We start from the raw sequence: 20,461 nt of genomic DNA on the forward strand, positions 1-20,461 counted from the left end.
TTCGTGCTGTGGTTATCAAAACAAAGACGTGAAACATCTTGCTTTGCGTGAATGGGAATGTCCTGTGTGCCATACTCATCACGATCGGGATGTGAACGCAAGTATCAATATCAAAAACGAAGCCATTGGGCTTCTTAACCGCAGGAACTGTGGGGATCGCCTACTAAATAACCGAAAAAACTTTCGGTGTTCGTAGGAATCCGTTATGGCTTTAGCCTAGCGGTAGTTCAAGGCAAAAATCAGTACAAAACGGTCATAGACATTATATCGTAAGTCTTCTATAATGAAACTGCGACTTTATTAATTTTTCGACAACATTCGATATAGCTAAGGAGGAGTTACATTGTTTCGGTCATTAACGATGAAATTAACGGGCTTAATGGCTTTATTATTAATTGTTGCACTTGTCGCTTCACAAACGGTCAACTACGTGCAAATGGCGTCTGTCATGAAAAAAGATGTAAAAATGCAGGCAGAGACGCTTGTGACAGGGCTCGTTGACGACATTGAACATAGCTTTGACAGTCAGGAAGATGCGCTAAAGCAATTTAGTGAAACGAAAGGTTTTAAGACGTTTACAAAAACGGAAGATGAACAACTTTGGCAAGACATCGACGGACAGCTCGCTACGTTTTTAAACATTCATAAAAAAGTGCAATTAGCTTATATCGGTACAGCAAACGGTAACATGTATACGACGCCGGCTGTCGATTTGCCGCCAGACTTTGACCCGACGACGCGTCCGTGGTATAAAGCGGCTGTCGCTTCACCAGATAAAGTCATTTGGACGGAATCTTATGTTGATACGGTAACGAACGACTACGTCGTCACGATCGCTAAAGCGATTGTTGAAAACGGTCAAGTGATCGGGGTCATCGGCCTAGACGTATCGTTAAATACGCTTGCTGAAACGGTGGAGCAATCTCGCGTCGGCTATAACGGCTATCCGGTGTTATTTGACCAAAACAAATTTGCGATCGTTCATCCACAATACCAAGGAAAAGATATGTCTGACCATCCGGTTGTAAAAACGATGTTTGCAAAAGAACAAGGAGCTTATGAATACGAGCAAGATGGCGAAAAACGATTGTTGTATTTTGCGACGATTCCAAAGTTGAATTGGAAAGTCGGTGCAGTATATAAAGAAAAAGACTTATTAGCGACGTTAACGACGATCGGAAAAGCATCGTGGACAGTTGTCGTCATTGCAACGATTCTTGCCTCGCTTCTTATTTATGCGGTGTCGCGTTCAATCGTCAAACCGATTATTCAACTGAATGAGCGTATACAACAAGTGGCGACAGGCGATTTAACGGTGCGCATTGAGCCGAAAGGAAACGACGAAATCGCCCAGCTCACAAGCCATTTTAACGAGATGGTGTCGCATATGCGCTCGCTCATTGGCGAAGTGGATCGTTCCGTTACGGAACTTGGCGCTGCGGCCGATCATTTAAGCGCGGTGTCTGAAGAAACGATGGCGACGAGTGAACAAGTGACGACGGCGGTGACCGATATCGCAAAAGGCGTATCAGAGCAAGCGAGCAATTTAGATGCGATGAACGATCGCATGAACGATTTATCCGAAAAAATGGGTACGGTCACGCAATCGGCAGAGCGGGTGAAGCAGCTTTCCGACGAAACGAAAGAAGCAAGCTATATGGGTATTGAAAAGTTAAATGTGCTTCAAGCGAAATCAGCGGAATCGCAAAACGAGTTGCGCTCTGTTGAAACGGTCATTACTGATTTAGGGGCAAAAATGAACCAAATCGGTGCGATTATTCAAACGATTACCGACATTTCTGCGCAAACGAACTTGTTGGCGTTAAATGCTTCGATTGAAGCCGCGCGCGCAGGCGAGCACGGAAAAGGATTTGCGGTCGTGGCGGAAGAAGTGCGGAAACTCGCGGAGCAGTCGGCACAAGCGACAGAACAAATTCGTCAAACGATCACGTCGATTCAACAACAAGCTGCTCTTGCGACCGAAGCGGTTGACCATACGAAACAAATGAACGACCAGCAACAAGTGGCGGTAAACGAAACAGCGGAATCGTTTATGCATATCGCAACGATGATGGAACAATTAACGTCAGCAATTGAGCATATTTTTACACAAATTCACGACGTCAACGGCAATAAAGAACAAATTGTTGCAGCGTTACAAAACTTAGCAGCAATTTCAGAACAATCGGCTGCAGCGGCAGAAGAAGTGTCCGCATCATCGGAAGAACAGTTAAAAGCGTTAAACACTGTCACAGAAGCAGCAGAGCGGTTAAACGACATGAGCCGCACGTTGCAGCAATTGATTCATCGCTTTCGTGTATAAAGCTAGGTATAATGCCTAGCTTTTTTTACATTTCAGTAACAATTTTTTCCTTGATTTTTGTTTATATAATCATTACGATAAATTCAGGATGAAAGACCTATACTACTTTGTGTTTGAATTACTTTTCCAAGCCCTTGCGAATCAGTTCGTAAACTGCACCTGCAAAAGTTGGACTGTAATTTTCTTTTTGATACTTTTCTATTTCTGCTACCAAATCAGCAGGAAACTTAATTAATTTTGCAATGCGTTCCATTTGTTCACTACCTCCAATATACTTGGAAGGAGGTGAAGTCAATGCTAGTCAACAAAGCATACAAATTTCGCATCTATACAAATAAAGAACAAGAAGTATTGATTACAAAAACATTCGGTTGCTCGCGTTTTGTATGCAACTATTTTTTAGCGGAATGTGAGGATGCTTACAAGCGAACAGGCAAAGGACTCACGTATAAAACTTGTTCTTCTCAATTGACGCAATTAAAAAAATTCACTTGTTTAAAAGAAGTGGATAGCATTGTACTTCAATCTCCACTCAAACATCTGGATGATGCGTACGATCGCTTTTTTAAAAAGCAAAACGAACAGGAAGGAATCGCGTCGTCGTTAGCGAATAGTATAGCGTGAGAGGAGGCGGATGAAATGAAAACAGCGATTGTTGTTGCATCAAGCAAAGGGCTCGGTAAAGCGATTGCGACAAAACTTGTTTCGCAAGGTGTAAACGTCATGCTTGCTAGCCGTGACGAACGAAAGCTACACGATGTTACCGAACAGTTAAATGCGCTCGGAAAAGGAAAAGCAGCATATACGGTAACAGACGTGACGGACAACGCAATGATCGAACGATTAGTCGAAAAAACAGTAGAAACATTTGGCGACATTCATCTATTAGTGAATAACGCTGGCGGTCCGCCGACGGGGACGTTTGCGACGCTAACAGACGATGATTGGCAACAGGCGTTTGAGTTAAATTTATTGAGCTACGTGCGAATGATTCGCGCAGCATTACCACATTTGAAAAAAACGAAAGGAAAAATCGTCAACATTGCCTCATCGTCCATTAAAGAGCCGATTCCAGGCTTGCTTCTTTCCAATACGTTTCGCCTCGGCATCGTCGGCTTAACGAAAACGCTCGCCCAAGAGCTTGCCCCATACGGTATTCTAATTAATACTGTTGCACCGGGGCGCATTGCGACGGAGCGTGTCGCCTATTTAGACGAACAAAATGCGAAAAAGCTCGGCATTCGCAAAGAAGAACTAGAAGCGCGCATGAAAGCGACTATTCCGCTCGGACGTTACGGCACGCCAGAAGAATTTGCGAACGTCGTCGCCTTTTTATTGTCCGATGAGAATACGTATATGACCGGTCAATCGCTTTTAGTCGATGGCGGCATGGTCAAAGCGATTTAGAATGGGGAGAGGAACGTGCAAACAATCGGTTTTATTGGGCTTGGTGTCATGGGCAAAAGCATGGCGCGAAACTTGCTTCGGGCAGGTTATCCGCTCGTCGTATATACGCGCACAAAAGAAAAAGCGGAAGATATATTAGCGGAAGGTGCCGTGTGGAAAGAAACGGTAAAAGACGTTGCCGAAGCGGCGGACGTCGTTATGACGATGGTTGGCGAACCGCAAGATGTGGAACACGTATACTTTGGCGATGACGGCATTTTAAAACATGCGAAACGTGGTGCGTATGTTATTGATTTTACAACATCTAAACCGTCGCTTGCGGTGCGCATTTATGAGGCGGCAAAAGAAAAGGGAATATTCGCTCTTGATGCGCCTGTCTCAGGTGGGGACATTGGGGCGCGCGATGGAACGTTGTCCATTATGGTTGGCGGCGATAAAGAAGCGTTTTCCGCATGCATGGCGCTTTTTTCGCATATCGGAAAAAATATCGTTTGGCAAGGAAAAGCAGGAGCAGGGCAACATACGAAAATGTGTAACCAAATTGCGATTGCGACAAATATGATTGGCGTATGTGAAGCGCTTGTGTATGCCGAAAAAGCAGGATTAGACCCCGAACGCGTCTTGCAAAGCATTTCGCAAGGTGCCGCATCGAGCTGGTCGCTGTCTCATCTTGCGCCGCGCATGCTTGCTGGCGACTTTGCTCCGGGCTTTTACGTAAAACATTTTATTAAAGATATGGGCATCGCGCTTGCTGAAGCAGAAACGCTCGGGTTGTCGCTTCCGGGCCTAAAGCTTGCGAAACGATTGTATGAATCGCTTGCGGCGCGCGGCGAGGAGCTTAGCGGCACACAAGCGTTATACAAATGGTATAAAGAATGGTAAAAAGGTGCTGTTAGCGAGCACCTTTTTTTATGTACGATTCCATGCGATCCAACCCTTTTTCTAGCTCTTCCATCGAACAGGCGTATGAGATGCGAACGTATCCTTCGCCGTATGTCGAAAACGCACTTCCGGGCACGACCGCGACTTTCGCTTCTTTTGCTAGCTGTAATGCAAAGTCAAAAGATGATTGATGAAACTGTGCAATGGAAGGAAAAATGTAAAACGCTCCGTTCGGTTTTTGGACGTCAAAGTCCATGGCACGAAGGCGATCATATACATATGTCATTCGTTCCGCGTATTGCTTTTTCATATCGTTCGCATCGTTTATTCCGACCGTTAACGCTTCTAACGCTGCTTTTTGTGCAATGGATGTGGCGCATGAAACGTTATATTGATGCACTTTTACTATATGTTCAATGATCCATTGTCGCGCAAATAAAAACCCGATGCGAAAACCGGTCATCGCATGCGATTTGCTTACGCCGTTAATGACGATCGTTTGATCAGGAAGCCATGTCGCAATCGACTCGTGTTTCCCTGTAAACACAAGTTCGCTATAAATTTCATCGGAAATGACCCAAATTGGTTTGTCTTTTACAAGTGCAGCGATTTGTTTCAGTTCATCGCTCGTTAACGTCATTCCTGTCGGATTGGACGGATACGGCAATACGATGCACCGCGTCCGCTCGGTGATGAGCGGTTCGATGTGCTCGGCTAACAGTTTAAAGCCAGTTTTTCTCGTATCGACATGTACAGGTGTTGCCCCACATAAACGAATAATCGGTTCATATCCTGGATACACAGGGGCAGGGAGAATGACTTCTGCGCCTTCCGTTAAAATGGTACGAAACGCAATATCGAGCGCTTGGCTTGCGCCGACGGTAACGATCACTTCATCGGTCGTATAGCGCAGTCCATATTTCGTTTCAACGAAGCGACAAGCGGCTTCACGTAACGGCAAATATCCCGCATTATGCGTATAAGAAGTAAACTGTTCATCAAGCGCTTGTTTTGTCGCTTCTTTAATATGATCGGGCGTCGGAAAATCAGGCTGTCCAATCGTTAATGAAATCATATCTTTTTCTTGGGCAACGAGATTAAAAAATTGCCGAATGCCAGATAGTTGAATATGTTGCACACGTTCATTCATCGGAAGCATCATCGTCTTTCACCTTTCTTCGTTTTTTTCTATTAAACAATAAAAGGTGAACGTTTCGCAATGTGTTTTGCTGAAAACGTTCACCTTATGTGCTGTCCTGTCGTTTCACAGTCGATCATGCCAAATCCTCCAAGTGACGATAGCGTTGAAGAAGCTCATTGTATTGGGCTGAGAGGGTAAGAAACAGTGCCTTATTCCGTTCCTCAAGCGCTTTGTCGATGTCGCGCATCAACCGATCTCTTTCAAATTGAAACAACGCCTGTTCGATTACGAATTGCGCAGCTTCCTTATAACCGTTAGCGAGATCGTGCGGCTGCGGTACGAGTGCCATGTCATTGTATTTTTCAAACATGTTTCATTCCCCCTTAGTGAGAAGAATACTCTCCTCCCTTTTCTACATTATAAAGGTTTTTTTGTAAATTGTAAATAAAATTCCGAAAAATAAAAACAGAAAAATAAAAGCTGACGAGCGCCAGCTTTCTAAACATAAGGATATATATAAAATTTCAGATTCATGTCTAGCTCCAAGCGCCATCGGCTCGAGTCGCTCCGTCCCACACTGCGGCGGCGACACATTGAGATACTTCAGTGATGTTACCCACGCAGAACCAAGCGACTGCTTGGTTCGAGCTCTCCTCGGTGGGACTTCTGCGCTCTTCGCCGATAGGCAGGCGCTTTTCGCTTTTCTTATATTAATAACCGTAATCCCAGTCGATTTCTTCATCATGCCAAAGAACAGCTTCAATTTGCTCATCTACTACTTCTTCTAATCGTTCTTTCTCCACATCTTCAACGATCGTCACCGTATGGTCTTCTTCAAAAAGAATGGCTAACCCTTTCATCATCTTTGGCGAGGAGACCCCGACTTCTAAGCGAGAGCGAAAGTCGGGGAGGAATCGCCCTTCCTCCTTTCTTTTGTATATGATAGAATAAGAATGTGGAGAAAACCGTTGAATCAAGGCACTCCAATCCCCGTTACTCGATGTAGGGAGTTGGTTGCAGGAAACGTTGCAACCGTAAAACATCGAGCGTACATCCGTCTGTTGTGCGTGGAAGTCAAGTACTGCCTACAGACATGCCGAGCCACTCGGTAGCGATATAGGCATGACCTATGTCGTTGGGTAGTCGTCAACCTGCCCCTGATGTAACCCCAAGTCAAGGAAGGAGGACGAAGTCCGTTCGCACTTCTGGGGAGTTGCAAGCCCCCGCTTCAAGCGTTAGCTAAGTGGGGGTAGTTGACGTCGACACCTTCTCTTTTCATGTTTTTCTTCACAATCATTGTAACGCGTCCCGCTTGTCCACGTCTATCATGTTCATAAAGCTGTCAACCTTTTTGTTTTTTCTGAAAATAAAAACGAGCACATCGCCTTTCTTTCTTGTGCTACAATACATATGGAACATAAGAGATGGAGGCATCGTATGCTTACTTCGGTCATTAAACCGCTCGTCGTCAATATTGCCATTTTATCAGAAGGGAAAAGCGATGTGCATGGCGATGAACATTATTTAAAACAAGCGCTATTAAACGTTATGAAAAACGGAATAGAAGCGATTGAATACGGCGGGCTTGTGACGATTCATAAAACAGTCGACGAAAAGGAAAAAGAAGTTATTATTACGATCCGTGATACTGGAAAAGGAATGACGGAAGAGCAGTTGAAAAAAATCGGGTTGCCGTATTATACGACAAAATCGAAAGGGACAGGGCTCGGCAGCATGATTACAGCCCGACTCATTCGCGAAATGGGAGGAACGATTACATACGAAAGCCGATTGAACGTCGGAACGACTGTCACGATCACGTTGCCATTGTATGAAGGGGATTAGTCCCCTTCTTTTTGCATATAGTCGATAAACATCGTAATCGTACCGATCGTAAACGTTGACAACGGCTCATGTAAGTGCGAAAACATCCATAATTTTAATGCTCCGAAATATAATTGAATCGTTATTAAAGCAAGAGCCGCGGAAGGTCGCCTCGTTCGAATGTCCCCACATCGTTTTCCTTTTTCAAATAGCTGTGTCAACATATCGCTCAATGAAGTGAGCGGAAGCGATTGCTTTTGTTTCATCGTATAAATACGTACGATCGATTTTGTTACTTCTTTTCCGAGTTGTTCGTGCATCGCGGTCAGTTCCCGAAACAGCAGCACGATTTGTTCACGCCAATGCCCATGTTCATTTTTCTTCATTTTTTCATACACGCGTTCTACATGTGAAAAAAATACGCTTTGCAATACGTCTTCTTTCGTGCGGAAATAATTAAAAAACGTTCCTTTTGCGACGCCCGCTTCGGTCGTAATTTGCAAAACGGTCGTTTGTTCATAACCTTGTTTTTGAAACAATTGTAGGGCAGTTTGTTGCAATAATAATCCCGTCTGTTTTTTTTGTCTCTCTCGTTTCATCATAAAAATCCCCCGTGATGATCGTCTACTTTTATTATAGTGAATTTTACCTAGGAATAAAGTAATATTTGAAATGATTTTAAAATTTTGTTTAGACATGTATCATTCGCATATATATGGAAAGAAACGAAAAAAGGGGGAATGGATGCATGTGGGGCGTTGATTCAGCAGCAAAAGTGACGGAAGCATTGTTTACGTGCGTGCGCCAACAATATGGTTTTCCACAATTTTGGGGAAGATATGTAACGACTGTGCCGAACATATCGGACGGGTTAACGAAAGAAGAAATTGCTTTTATTCGAGGATACGGTATAAAAATTGCCCCGATTTACAACGCGTTTCGTGAGGCGACACAATACGAAAAAGGAAGAACGGCGGCAAGAAATGCGATTTTTCATGCACGAAGACTCGGTATTCCGAAACATAAAGTCATTTTCGCCAATATTGAAGATGAATTTGACGTTGACGCGGCATGGATTCGCGCATGGGTCGATACGTTTTATCCGAGCGGCTATCGTCCGGGGATTTACGCCAATCCAACGATTGGTGTGTTTAGTGAGGCGTATTGTGAAGCGATAAAAAACGATGAGCGCGTCGCCCAACAGACGATCATATGGAGCTCTTATCCTCGTCCGGGAACGACATCTGCGGCAAAAGCACCAACATTTCGCCCGAACGTCCCGAACTGTCGCGCAAACGTTTGGATGTGGCAATACGGGCGCGATGCTGACCGTTGCGCCATCGACACAAACGTCGCCAATCGAAAAATAAGTGAATACCTATACTAAAATGTTTGTCGTTGCGTACGCGAAATATGATAAAATAACGGCAAATGATGTCGTAATGGAGGATGCTTTATGGAAAATAAAAACGGAATTTTATTAGAGAGCGGAACGAATGAACTAGAAATTGTCGAATTTTTAGTCGGTGACAATCGTTTTGCGATTAACGTCATTAAAGTGAAAGAAATTATTCAGCCGATCGCACCGACGAAAGTGCCTCATGCGCACCCGTACATTGAAGGCATTATCGAATTGCGCGGCGAGGTGCTTCCGCTCATCGATTTAGCGAAAGCGCTCGGCTTTGGGCCATCGAGCAATCCAGCACAAGATAAATACATTGTCGCAGAGTTCAATCAACAAAAAGTTGTGTTTCACGTCCATAATGTCACACAAATTCACCGCATATCATGGAAGCAAATCGAAAAACCGTCGCAAATGTATCAAGGATTAGAAAGCCAAATTATCGGCGTTGTGAAATTAAACGGAAACATGATTTTATTGCTTGATTTTGAAAAAATCGTCGTAGACATTAATCCGCAATCAGGCATTCACGTCGACCGCGTGAAAAAACTAGGTCAACGCGACCGCTCGAATAAAAAGTTAATCGTCGCTGAAGATTCTCCGCTTTTGCGCAAACTGCTTCACGATACGCTTGCTGAAGCGGGCTATGTGTACGTTGAGTTTTTTGAAAATGGGGAAGATGCGCTTCACTATTTACAATCGATCGTTGAAAAAGGAAAGCCAGTTGAAAGCGAAGTGCAGCTCGTTATTACCGATATTGAAATGCCGCAAATGGACGGTCATCATCTAACGAAACGCATTCGCGAACATGACAAACTAAAACATTTACCTGTCGTCATTTTCTCTTCGCTTATTACAGATGACCTTCGTCATAAAGGAGAGCGTGTCGGTGCGACAGCGCAAGTGAGTAAACCAGAAATTGCTGAACTCGTTCAAGTGATCGATCAATACATTTTATAAACAGTAGGGGATTGTTATGGGTCGTTACGACAAATATCGCCAACATTTTTTGAAAAATATTCGCAAACGGTTAGAAGAATGGGAAACGGTTGAAGAAATCGCCCATCAAGACGTCTATCTTCTTCTCCATACCATTGCCGGTACAGCGGCGATGATCGGCATGAACGATATCGGCAACTATGCTCGGAAGCTGATGGAACAATGGGGTGAAGATGAACAAAAAAAATGGGGGGCAAAAGAAGTGAAAGAGCGGCTCGCTCCGCTTTTTCAACTTTGTTACGAACATCAAATTGGAGACGTGGCATCAAATGAGCAAGGGGCGAAAAAAGGGGACGAACCGACCGTTTTACTCATTGATGATGACCCGTCGTTTTTAATGTACGTCAAAGAACAACTCGAACAAAGCGGATGGTATGTCGCCGCCATCGCTGATCCGATCAAAGCGGTCGCTTCTTTTTATGACGTCCGCCCGGATTGCGTCGTCATCGACATTCATATGCAAACGAAAACCGGCTTTGAAGTATTAACGTTTTTAAAAGAAAAACTAAAACAACAATTCGTGCCGATGATTATGGTGAGCATTGACGACCGAAAAGAGACGCGCATGAAAAGTTACGAAATGGGCGCGGACGATTTTATTCCAAAGCCGTTTGCCATCGATGAATTTATCGTGCGCATTCGCCGTCAGCTCGAACGGAAAAAGCTCATTGATGAACTGCTTTTATTAGATGAATTGACGCACGTCTATAATCGAAAATATTTAAAACAAGCGTATGAACAGTTAAAAAGCGACTGGCATCGTACGCATGAACCGTTTTGTTTAGCGGTACTCGATCTTGATCATTTTAAACGAGTAAACGACCAATACGGCCATTTAATTGGCGACGTTGTGCTCAAGCAATTCGCGCAGCTTTTACAAACGAACGTACGAGCGCGCGACATCGTGATTCGTTTTGGTGGAGAAGAATTTGTCGTGTTGCTTCCTGCGACAGAAGCAGGGGAAGCATTGCTTGTGTTCGAACGATTGCGCGAACAATTTGAACGCATTCCGTTTCAAAGCGGTGAAACGACGTTTTTTTGCACGTTTTCGACCGGCATTGCTGAAGTGAACGACCCGTCTAAACCGATCGGATATTGGATCGAATTGGCAGACTCTGCGTTGTACGAGGCGAAAAGTATAGGAAGAAACTGCGTCGTTTTAGCGAAACAACAAGAAACGTCGTATCGTCGCACGGTAAAAGTGGCAATTGTCGATGATGATGCGATCGTGCGTGCTATTGTAACAGATGTCGTACAAAAAATGTTCGCTAAAGAACGAGTGGCGCTCGAGTTGCGTACGTTTAAAGATGGAGAGCAATTTATGTCATGCGATTGGCATGAAGGAAAAGAGCCGTGCCTCGTCATTTTAGATGGCGTCATGCCGAAATTAGACGGGCTAGAAGTGCTCCAACAATTGCGCAACAAAAAAGATGCATCGCGCTACAAAATTATTATGTTAACCGCGCGAAAAAGCGAAAGCGACATTGCGCGCGCGCTCGAATTAGGAGCGGATGACTATATGACGAAACCGTTTAAATTGCTTGAGCTTGAAGCAAGAATACGTCATATGTTAAAAAGGATGAATTAACGATGTCGAATCCACTTATGTTATTTAGTTTGATCGTCGTGACATTATGGATCATTTTGCTAGCGATCTTCCTTTATTTAATTGTGCAAAAAAGAAAAGACGCGCATTGGAAAAAAGAAGTAGAGACGTACAAACGATTGTACGAACCAATGTTACTTCGTTATGTAGCGTACGGAGATGAACAAGTGCCCGCTCCATCTTCGTCTGCGCAATATGTCGCGATGATCGAATTGCTCGACCATTTTATCCGCGTGCTCGCCGACGAAGATGTGAGAGCGCGCGTGACATCGTTAGCTGAAACGTATTTTGCTGACTATTTGCGTAAGCAATTGTATCATCGCCGGCTCGGCAGACGAATGAACGCCCTCTTTTACATTGAAGATTTTGGGCTTCGCTCTCTTTTGCCCGAATTAGAAAACATGTACGAACAAAAACGTGTGACGACGATGGAAAAGCGCCAACTATTGAACATGTTTGCGCTTTTTCAACATCCGCACGTATATGAATATATGAAACAGACGGATGAATCGTTTACGCAATTTGATTATCGCCTCATTTTATCACGCATGGACGACGATACGTTTGCGAAAATGGTCGATCATTTTTTCGATTGGCATGAAAAAATACAATATGCGATCGTTGACATGATTGGCATTATGCAAAAGTTTCCTCACGCCCCATTTTTATGTACATTGCTCCGACATGAACAAAGTGAATATCGCGTTCGTGCATTAAAAGCGTTAGCACAAATGGCATATCCACTCGACGTTGAACAATTGCACGTTCATTTCCAATCTTCCGTTTGGCAAGAGCGTTTAATGGCATTACGACTGTGCGCACGTACGCGCCGGCAAGAAATGGTCGATCATATTGTCTTGTTAATGAAAGATGCTGTATTTTCCGTTCGGTCGCAAGCAGCGGAAGCTTTGTTGCGCATGCCGAACGGACTGGACATACTCGAACACATTGCGCAAACATCAGACGACCGCTACGCGCGCGATATGGCGCTTGAATGGTTAGAAAGAGGTCGGGAACATGATTGAAATGGCAGCGATGTTCGTCTTTTATTTTATGGTGGCGGTCATTTTGTTTTATACGTTTTTACTCGTTGTTTCGTTCGTTCAATTGCGACGCATGTACGAATTGGACGAATGGGAACCGTATGAAGAAATGCTCGATGTCAGTTATACGAAACCGGTTTCTATTTTAGTGCCTGCCTACAATGAAGAAGCAGGCATTTTCGCAACAGTACGGTCGCTTTTGAGCATCGAGTATCCGCAATATGAAATTGTCATCATTAACGACGGATCAACAGACGATACGCTTGAACGATTGAAACGAGATTTTGACCTTGTTGAAATAAAGCGTGTCATTCGCCAACAGCTACCAACGGCACGTGTCCGAGCAGTATATCGCTCGCGAAAGTTTTCCCATTTATTCGTCATCGATAAAGAAAATGGTGGGAAGGCGGATGCGTTAAACGCGGGCATTAATTTTTCATCTTATCCGTACGTTTGCTCGATTGATGGCGATTCCGTCATTGAGCGGCGCGCCTTTTTAAAAGTGATGAAGCCGATTATCGACTCAGATGAAGAAGTGATCGCATCAGGCGGAAGTGTGCGCATCGCCAACGGCTGCGACATTGAAAAAGGAGAAGTCGTGCGCATCGGGCTATCCCGTCAGCCGCTCGTCGTCATGCAAGTCATTGAATATTTGCGCGCGTTTTTAATGGGGCGCATCGGACTAAGCCGCCACAATTTACTGCTTATCGTTTCAGGCGCATTTGGCGTGTTTTCGAAACAATGGGTCATTCGCGCCGGCGGATATGCACATACAGTCGGGGAAGATATGGAGCTTGTCGTCCGTCTTCATCGACTAGTGAAAGAAACGAACGCGAATAAAAAAATTGTGTACGTTCCTGATCCGGTTTGTTGGACGGAAGCACCAGAGTCGATGACAGATTTACGCAAACAGCGCCGCCGCTGGCATCGCGGGCTACTTGAAAGCCTTTGGCTTCATCGCCGCATGTGGTTTAACCCGCGCTACGGCTCGATCGGGCTCATTTCGATGCCTTATTTTTTACTCATTGAATTTCTCGGACCTGTCGTCGAGCTGATCGGATATATACTCATCGTCATTTCGCTCATCTTAGGCGACGTATATATCGAGTTTGCTATTTTGCTATTTCTCGTCTTCGTTTTGTACGGCTCGATTTTTTCAATGGCTGCTGTATTGTTAGAAGAATGGACAATTCGAAAAATTTCAAACGTATCCGACGTCGTGCGCCTCTTTTTTTACTCTTTTACAGAGACGTTATGGTATCGTCCGTTGACGGTATTATGGCGCTGTGAAGGCATTGTCGATGCGCTTTTAAAAAGAAAAGGTTGGGGAGAAATGAAAAGAAAAGGTGTGTCGAAATGATGAAACGACAACGATGGCTCATTGTATACGTACTGTTTATGTTTCTCGCTATTTCTTCACCGTATTGGCTATGGAAGCTGAATCCAGAAACAACGTTAAACGTGCTTATTATTAATAAAACCGTCCCCGATGAGACGTATCGCGAACATGCAGGGCTCGTTTGGCTATTAAATCAACAAAAATATGTGAAACAAAACGGATCGCGCTACGATGTGAAAACAGATTACGTCGGTTTTGTGCCGACAACGAAACAGGAACGTCCATGGCCGACATCGCTACAATCGTACGACGTCATTTACGTGGCGGATACGTACGGTGTATACGAACATGATTTCACGTCCGAAAAAAAGAAAGGGAAACGCTCGGAAAAAGTGTACGGCGGTTTGACAGAGCAAGAAGTTAATCGCTTGCACGATGCAATGTTTGAAGGGAACAAAACGCTTATTGCCGAATTTAATTCGTTCGCAAGTCCAACGGAACGATCTGTTCGCGAAACGTTTTACTCCTTATTAAACGTTGAATGGACGGGCTGGATCGGCCGTTATTTCCCGAAGCTTGAAGATGACGAAGTGCCTGTTTGGGTAAAAGAAAACTACGAAAAGCAATACGATAAACGATATGAGTTTACTGGATCCGGCTACGTGCTCGTCGATGAATACGACCGGCTCATCATTTTACATGGAAAAGAAATTGGCAAACGAGGTGTGCTTTTTACTCCGACAAAAAAGGGGGAAAAAGAGCTTGGCGTGAGCGGTTCGATTCCGTATTCGTATTGGTTTGATATTGTCAAACCGTTACACGACGAAGAAGTGTTAGCGACATATACGCTTTCGTTATCGAAAAGTGGAAAAGAAAAATTACAAGCGATTGGCTTGCCGACGATGTTCCCGGCGATCGTTCATCATCGCAACAACCGGTACGATGCGTACTATTTTTGCGGCGATTACGCTGATTACGGAGATGTCCCGAGCATTTACCGAACGGCCGGTATCGACATATGGCGGAAATGGACGACGCGCCATGATCCGAACGGCACCGCATCGTTTTATTGGAAAGCGTACGTCCCGATGATGAAAACGATTTTTACACACGTATATGACAAAGAAATGCGAACGATTGAGCGGACGGTCGCCAAAGCAGACGATGGCATTCAACTCGCTGGTCGGGTCGGAGAGCAATATGTGCAAGTGTATAAAAACGGAAAATGGGAAAATGTGTTGTTAAAAGGAGTGAATATGGGGATCGCAAAACCGGGGCATTTCCCAGGAGAAACAGCGATTACGAAAGAACAATATTTCCGATGGTTTAAACAAATTGGCGCGATGCATGCGAATGCCTTACGGGTGTATACGATTCATCCGCCAGCGTTTTACGAAGCGTTTTATGAATATAACGAAATTGCAGATCAGCCTTTATATTTATTTCACGGGGTGTGGATCAATGAAGAAACGTTTTTACGTACAAACGATGCATTTGCAAAAGAAAATACAGATGAGTTTGTCGCAGAAATAAAGCGAACGATTGACATTGTGCATGGACGGGCAACGATTCCACCTCGTCCAGGTCATGCAAGCGGTGTGTATAAACACGACATTTCACGATATGTACTCGGCTGGATTTTCGGTGTCGAGTGGGAGCCGACCGTCGTTCATGCGACGAATATGAAGCATGCCGGTTTACGTGATTACGAGGGGGAATATGTGTACACGAAAGGAGCGTCACCGTTTGAAATTTGGTTGGCGCGCATGATGGATGAAGCGATTGCTTATGAAACGAAAACGTACGGCTGGCAACGGCCAGTCAGCTTTACAAACTGGGTGACGACCGATTTGTTAACTCATCCGAGCGAACCGTTAGAAAAAGAAGATTTCGTATCGGTCAATCCGAACGTCATATATGCGACAAAAGCGATGCATAGCGGCTTATTTGCTTCGTATCACATTTATCCGTATTATCCAGACTTTTTAAACTATGAGCCGAAATACGTCAATTATATCGATCATCGCGGTGAGAAAAACAATTATGCCGGCTATTTGCACGATATGAAACGAGCGCATCGCATGCCGATCGTCGTCGCCGAATTTGGCGTGCCATCGTCGCGCGGCATGACGCATCGCAACGTATATGGGATGGACCAAGGGTTTCATTCCGAACAAGAGCAAGGTGTAATCAACAAAAAACTATTTGAAGATATCGTCCATGAACAAATGGGAGGCGGATTTATTTTTACGTGGCAAGACGAATGGTTTAAACGAACGTGGAACACGATGGACTACGACAATCCAGATCGGCGTCCGTTTTGGTCCAATGCCCAAACGAACGAGCAACAATTCGGCTTGCTTAGCTTTGATCCGACCGAAAATGAAACGACGATGATAAAAGTAGATGGAAGAAAGGAAGATTGGGAGTTTCTCCGCATCCGTCCTGCGTTCAAACAGCACGGCCGTGCGCTCTATATGACGAGCGATGAGCGGTACGTTTACATCCGTTACGACACAACTGTTAAGCGAGACAAAGACGTATATATATTATTTGATACGATACTTAATCAAGGACAATCGACTATTCTCGATGTGCCGAACGTACGAACGGAAGGGATTGATTTCATCCTTCATTTACGTGGGGAAAAGGAAGGGAGATTATGGATTGATAGTTATTACGATTCGTTTTATTATCATTATGGACATATGTTGCAAATGATTGATCGCCTCCCATATGCGAACAAAAAAAATAACGGCATGTATCATCCGATTCGCCTTACGCTCAATAAAAAGTTACAAATTAAAGGAAAAACGTATCCGTTCGATTTTTATGAAACAGGTATCATGACGTTCGGTACAGCTAATCCGAACGACGAAGCATACAATTCATTGACTGACGTCAGTGTCAGCAAACAAAAAGACGGATATGAAATTCGCATCCCTTGGGCGCTTCTTAACGTCAAAGACCCGAGCATGCATGAAGTGATGGGAGATATGTGGAAAGAAGGACTGGCGAGCAGTCGAACGATTGCCGGCATGCGCGTCGGCGTATATGAAAACGAATTTTCGTATCCAACAAAAGAAGGACATACGTTACATGCGAAACAGTTTTATACGTACACGTGGGATGCGTGGGAGGAGCCGACGTATCATGAGCGGCTCAAGCGATCGTACACCATTGTGAAAGAGACATATAAACGAATAGAAGGAGAGAAACGATAATGGCGAAAATTTTATTAGTAGAAGATGAAGAAGTGCTGCGCATGCTTGTCGTCGACACGCTCGAAGATGAAGGGCATGATATTGATGAAGCGTGCGACGGAGAAGAAGCACTCAACATGATTAAACAAAACGATTACGACTTAATTTTGCTTGATTATATGATGCCAATATATACCGGTTTAGAAGTTATTCAACATGTGCGCAATATGCCTGATAAAAAACATGTAAAGATTATGATGTTGTCGGCAAAAAGTCAACAAGCGGACAAAGAGCGCGTGCTGGCGGCCGGCGCTGATTACTTTATGGCAAAGCCGTACAGTCCGCTTGAATTAGTCGAGCGAATTGAGGCGATTTTACATGGAGAAGATGCGTAACTATTTTCGTCAAAGTTTAGCGAGACAGTTTGTTTTACTTGTTGCGTCATTTTTAGTCGTCTTTATCGTCGGGGCGATTGCCCTTTTGGCGTATCAATCATCGTTAGTGGCGTCGTTTGAACAAAAAAAGAACGAAATCGAAACGAAAATGAAATACGCGCAAGAAATCGAGCGAGCGTTCAACCAAGCGTTTTCCGATGTGCGCGGCTATTTAGCCTTCAACCGAAAAGAGTTTAAGTTAAGCTTTTTTCGTGAACAAGAAAACGTCCGAACTGCGCTTGATCTGTTAGAAAGCGCAGCAACGACGAAAGAAGATACGCAATTTGTTGTGAAAGTGCGCCAATTTGCACAACATTATTTCGAACGTCTCGTTCCGGAAGCGGTTGACGCATTTGAAAGCGGCAATATACAAAAAGTATTAAGTTTATCAGAAAACGGGGGCACCGCGTCGATTGAACGATTTCAATTTCAAATGAAAACGTATAAAAACAACTTAAATGATCAATTAGATGGTACTTTTCGACAGTTAGTGAAGCAAGAAAAAACCGCCCAAACGGCGTTTATCGTATTCGTCTTTTTCATGTTATTTTTGCTCATTATGATCGCACGCATTATGACGAAAAAAATCGGAAGACCGCTTAATGAACTCGCCAAAGTGGCTGAAAAAATTGCGAACGATGAGCAGATCGTTTGTGACATGCAAGGAGCGATCAAACGAGAAGATGAAATCGGCAAATTAGCTAATGCTTTCAAAAAAATGTTAGCGAGCATTCAGGAGAAAGAAGAAAGTTTAATGGCGCGTAACGAAGAGTTGCTTGCTCAACAAGATGAACTAGAAGTGCAACAAGCAGAACTCGAACAAGCGCTCGAGGCGATGCAGGCGCGCGAACGGGAATTAAAGCGGTATAACAACTTTATTCAAAGCTTATCGAATTCGCTCGATCGGCAAGACGTATTACAAAGCATCGTTTTTCATATGGCGCGCATTATGGAAGCTGACCGCGGCATGATCGTGTTAATGAACGATGAAAAGTCGTATGCGTCGTTCGGTTTTTCACCATATGGGATTGAACAATTTTTAACGTACGTATACAACGGATTGTATCAACGATTGTTTGAACAAAAAAAGCCGTTCGTGTTAAAACGTGAAGTTGCGGCATCGGAAAAAGGGTATCATGAAGAGACGATGTACGTGCACGACATTTTTTTACCTGTTCTTTCGAATGAAAGCGACGTGCAAGCTATTTTAGTGTTCAGCCGCTTTGGCGGTCCGTTCTCGGACGAAGAAGTGCAAGAATATGTCGGGTTAACGAAACAAATATCGATTTCGCTTCAAAAAATTGCGCTATATGAACAGTCCGAACAAGCGCGCGAGACGGTGCAACATATTTTAAATACGGTACAAGAAGGCATTCATTTCGTCGACAGCAAAGGTCATAGCGTCATCGTCAATAAACAAATGGCCGACTTGCTTCAAAAAGAAACGATCGCTGAACTGGAAGGAGCAAGCTACGAACAATGGGCGCGAAGCTTAGTTGAACAGTCTGATGCAGGAGAAAAGTTATGTGACTATTTACGAGCCATTATTTTTGACGGTGATGAAGAACGTGAGCCGTTTGTGTACCATTTGCCACAAAAGCGGAAAGTGATGCAAGTATATGCAAAGCCGTTATATCGTCATGGGGAGCGACAAGGGACGGTATTTGTCCATCGTGACATTACGAAACAGTTTGAAGTTGACCGAATGAAGTCCGAATTTGTCAGCACCGTCAGCCACGAATTGCGCACGCCGCTATCGAGCGTGCTTGGCTTTACGGAACTGATGTTAACGAAGGAACTGAAGCCAGAGCGACAAAAGAAATATTTAACGACCATTTATCAAGAAGCAAAACGGTTAACGGCGCTCATTAACGACTTTTTAGATGTGCAGCGCATGGAGTCAGGAAAGCAAACGTACGATAAAAAATACGAAGATATCGTCCCCATTATTGAACATGTCATTGACACACAAAAAGTGAATACGACCGTTCATACGTTTCACATTCAAAAAGAGACGGACAAAACGATTGTGCTCGGCGACCGCGATAAATTGGCGCAAGTGTTTACGAATTTAATTAGCAACGCCATCAAATATTCCCCAGATGGCGGCAACGTGACTGTGCGCATATATGAACAAAACAAACGCCTATGCATCGACGTAAAAGATGAAGGATTAGGCATTCCAGAAGAAGCGTTGCCAAACATATTTACAAAATTTTATCGCGTCGATAACTCCGACCGCCGCCGCATCGGTGGAACAGGACTTGGGCTTGCGATCGTGAAAGAAATTGTGAAAATGCACGAAGGGGAAGTGAGCGTCACATCAGAGCTGAAAAAAGGAAGCACGTTTACCGTCTCTCTTCCGCTCGTCGCTTTGGCGCCTGGTGAGGAAGATGAGCGCGACAACGATGACAAACAAGCGCATGCGCACGTCGTGATTGTTGAAGATGATGAAAATTTAGCGGCGCTATTAGAAGCGGAATTAAAAGATAGCGGATTTCGCGTCAAACATGTGAAAGAGGGAAAAAAAGCGATCGAGCTCATTCAAAAAGAAAAGCCGGATGCGGTCGTTTTAGATATTATGTTAGAAGAACACGACGCATCCGGTTGGGACGTGTTAAAAGCGTTAAAACAAAACGAACAGCTTTCCGATATTCCAATTATTATTTCTTCTGCGTTAGAAGAACGAGAAAAAGGGATGGCGCTCGGGGCGAATAGTTATTTTGTAAAGCCATATCAACCGAGCCAACTATCGAAAACGATTTTACAATTGTTATTAAATAAAGAGCGGCAAGGAGAAATTTTTATTCCGATCCCTCAAGAGGAAGCAAAATAAAGCTTCCTCTTTTTTTTTTGCA

General features: G+C 44.1%; 18 protein-coding genes and 1 pseudogene. 14 read left to right on the top strand and 5 right to left on the bottom strand.

What is annotated here, in order from left to right:
* Together ETB99_RS10945 and ETB99_RS10950 are read left to right on the top strand one after the other, a co-directional pair.
* Nucleotides 1–196 (top strand): zinc ribbon domain-containing protein (locus ETB99_RS10945; RefSeq protein ID WP_171700600.1); only part of this gene is annotated, 196 nt, incomplete at its 5' end.
* A gap of 147 nt (nucleotides 197–343) precedes the next feature.
* Nucleotides 344–2,323 (top strand): methyl-accepting chemotaxis protein, encoded by a 1,980-nt coding sequence (locus ETB99_RS10950; protein WP_171700601.1) that lies wholly within the window; start codon nucleotides 344–346, stop codon nucleotides 2,321–2,323.
* A gap of 118 nt (nucleotides 2,324–2,441) precedes the next feature.
* Here ETB99_RS10950 and ETB99_RS15200 read toward each other — a convergent pair whose 3' ends face one another.
* Nucleotides 2,442–2,576, bottom strand: coding sequence for a hypothetical protein (locus tag ETB99_RS15200; protein WP_256368181.1), 135 nt, complete (start codon nucleotides 2,574–2,576; stop codon nucleotides 2,442–2,444).
* 41 nt (nucleotides 2,577–2,617) lie between these two features.
* Between ETB99_RS15200 and ETB99_RS10955 the strand changes: the two are divergent.
* The 3 genes and pseudogenes from ETB99_RS10955 to ETB99_RS10965 form a co-directional block, all read left to right on the top strand.
* Nucleotides 2,618–2,908 (top strand): annotated as a pseudogene (locus ETB99_RS10955) (helix-turn-helix domain-containing protein); the annotation flags it as partial.
* A gap of 54 nt (nucleotides 2,909–2,962) precedes the next feature.
* A complete protein-coding gene (locus ETB99_RS10960; RefSeq protein ID WP_171700602.1) occupies nucleotides 2,963–3,730 on the top strand; it encodes an SDR family oxidoreductase in 768 nt (255 codons plus the stop codon).
* Between the two features lie 15 nt (nucleotides 3,731–3,745).
* Nucleotides 3,746–4,612, top strand: coding sequence for an NAD(P)-dependent oxidoreductase (locus ETB99_RS10965; protein ID WP_171700603.1), 867 nt, complete (start codon nucleotides 3,746–3,748; stop codon nucleotides 4,610–4,612).
* Between the two features lie 10 nt (nucleotides 4,613–4,622).
* On the opposite strand, the gene ETB99_RS10970 is transcribed toward ETB99_RS10965, so the two are convergent.
* The 3 genes from ETB99_RS10970 to ETB99_RS10980 form a co-directional block, all read right to left on the bottom strand.
* On the bottom strand, nucleotides 4,623–5,774 hold the full coding sequence (locus ETB99_RS10970) for an aminotransferase A (RefSeq protein WP_077429806.1): 1,152 nt from the start codon (nucleotides 5,772–5,774) through the stop codon (nucleotides 4,623–4,625).
* Between the two features lie 112 nt (nucleotides 5,775–5,886).
* Complete coding sequence (locus ETB99_RS10975) at nucleotides 5,887–6,123, bottom strand: IDEAL domain-containing protein (RefSeq protein ID WP_171700604.1); 237 nt, start codon at nucleotides 6,121–6,123, stop codon at nucleotides 5,887–5,889.
* Between the two features lie 340 nt (nucleotides 6,124–6,463).
* Nucleotides 6,464–6,616 (bottom strand): hypothetical protein, encoded by a 153-nt coding sequence (locus ETB99_RS10980; protein WP_171700599.1) that lies wholly within the window; start codon nucleotides 6,614–6,616, stop codon nucleotides 6,464–6,466.
* A 574-nt stretch (nucleotides 6,617–7,190) separates the two neighbouring features.
* Between ETB99_RS10980 and ETB99_RS10985 the strand changes: the two genes are divergently transcribed.
* Entirely contained in the window at nucleotides 7,191–7,598 is a 408-nt protein-coding gene (locus ETB99_RS10985; RefSeq protein WP_253263622.1) for an ATP-binding protein, read from the top strand.
* Here ETB99_RS10985 and ETB99_RS10990 read toward each other — a convergent pair.
* Nucleotides 7,595–8,179 carry a TetR/AcrR family transcriptional regulator gene (locus ETB99_RS10990; protein WP_171700605.1) on the bottom strand — a complete coding sequence of 195 codons (585 nt, stop codon included), beginning with the start codon at nucleotides 8,177–8,179 and terminating at the stop codon, nucleotides 7,595–7,597. The two genes, ETB99_RS10985 and ETB99_RS10990, sit on opposite strands and share 4 nt — an antisense overlap.
* A 146-nt stretch (nucleotides 8,180–8,325) precedes the next feature.
* Here ETB99_RS10990 and ETB99_RS10995 point away from each other — a divergent pair, with 146 nt between their 5' ends.
* From ETB99_RS10995 to ETB99_RS11030, 8 genes are all read left to right on the top strand, one after another.
* Nucleotides 8,326–8,964: a glycoside hydrolase domain-containing protein gene (locus tag ETB99_RS10995; protein ID WP_171700606.1), complete on the top strand. Its 639-nt coding sequence runs from the start codon at nucleotides 8,326–8,328 to the stop codon at nucleotides 8,962–8,964.
* A gap of 69 nt (nucleotides 8,965–9,033) precedes the next feature.
* The gene (locus ETB99_RS11000) at nucleotides 9,034–9,939 is read left to right on the top strand and encodes a chemotaxis protein (protein WP_171700607.1); all 906 of its coding nucleotides are present in this window, start codon (nucleotides 9,034–9,036) and stop codon (nucleotides 9,937–9,939) included.
* Between the two features lie 16 nt (nucleotides 9,940–9,955).
* Nucleotides 9,956–11,566, top strand: coding sequence for a GGDEF domain-containing response regulator (locus ETB99_RS11005; RefSeq protein WP_171700608.1), 1,611 nt, complete (start codon nucleotides 9,956–9,958; stop codon nucleotides 11,564–11,566).
* 2 nt (nucleotides 11,567–11,568) lie between these two features.
* Nucleotides 11,569–12,609 carry a HEAT repeat domain-containing protein gene (locus ETB99_RS11010; RefSeq protein ID WP_171700609.1) on the top strand — a complete coding sequence of 347 codons (1,041 nt, stop codon included), beginning with the start codon at nucleotides 11,569–11,571 and terminating at the stop codon, nucleotides 12,607–12,609.
* Entirely contained in the window at nucleotides 12,602–13,987 is a 1,386-nt protein-coding gene (locus tag ETB99_RS11015; RefSeq protein WP_171700610.1) for a glycosyltransferase family 2 protein, read from the top strand. Before ETB99_RS11010 ends, ETB99_RS11015 begins: the two co-directional genes overlap by 8 nt.
* On the top strand, nucleotides 13,984–17,190 hold the full coding sequence (locus ETB99_RS11020) for a hypothetical protein (protein WP_171700611.1): 3,207 nt from the start codon (nucleotides 13,984–13,986) through the stop codon (nucleotides 17,188–17,190). The genes ETB99_RS11015 and ETB99_RS11020 overlap by 4 nt, the downstream gene beginning before the upstream one ends.
* Nucleotides 17,190–17,564, top strand: coding sequence for a response regulator transcription factor (locus tag ETB99_RS11025; protein ID WP_171700612.1), 375 nt, complete (start codon nucleotides 17,190–17,192; stop codon nucleotides 17,562–17,564). Before ETB99_RS11020 ends, ETB99_RS11025 begins: the two co-directional genes overlap by 1 nt.
* On the top strand, nucleotides 17,548–20,439 hold the full coding sequence (locus ETB99_RS11030; protein WP_171700613.1) for an ATP-binding protein: 2,892 nt from the start codon (nucleotides 17,548–17,550) through the stop codon (nucleotides 20,437–20,439). Before ETB99_RS11025 ends, ETB99_RS11030 begins: the two co-directional genes overlap by 17 nt.
* Nucleotides 20,440–20,461 lie beyond the last annotated feature (22 nt).

The organism is Anoxybacillus sp. CHMUD (assembly GCF_013096965.1).
Lineage (GTDB): Bacteria > Bacillota > Bacilli > Bacillales > Anoxybacillaceae > Anoxybacillus > Anoxybacillus kestanbolensis_A.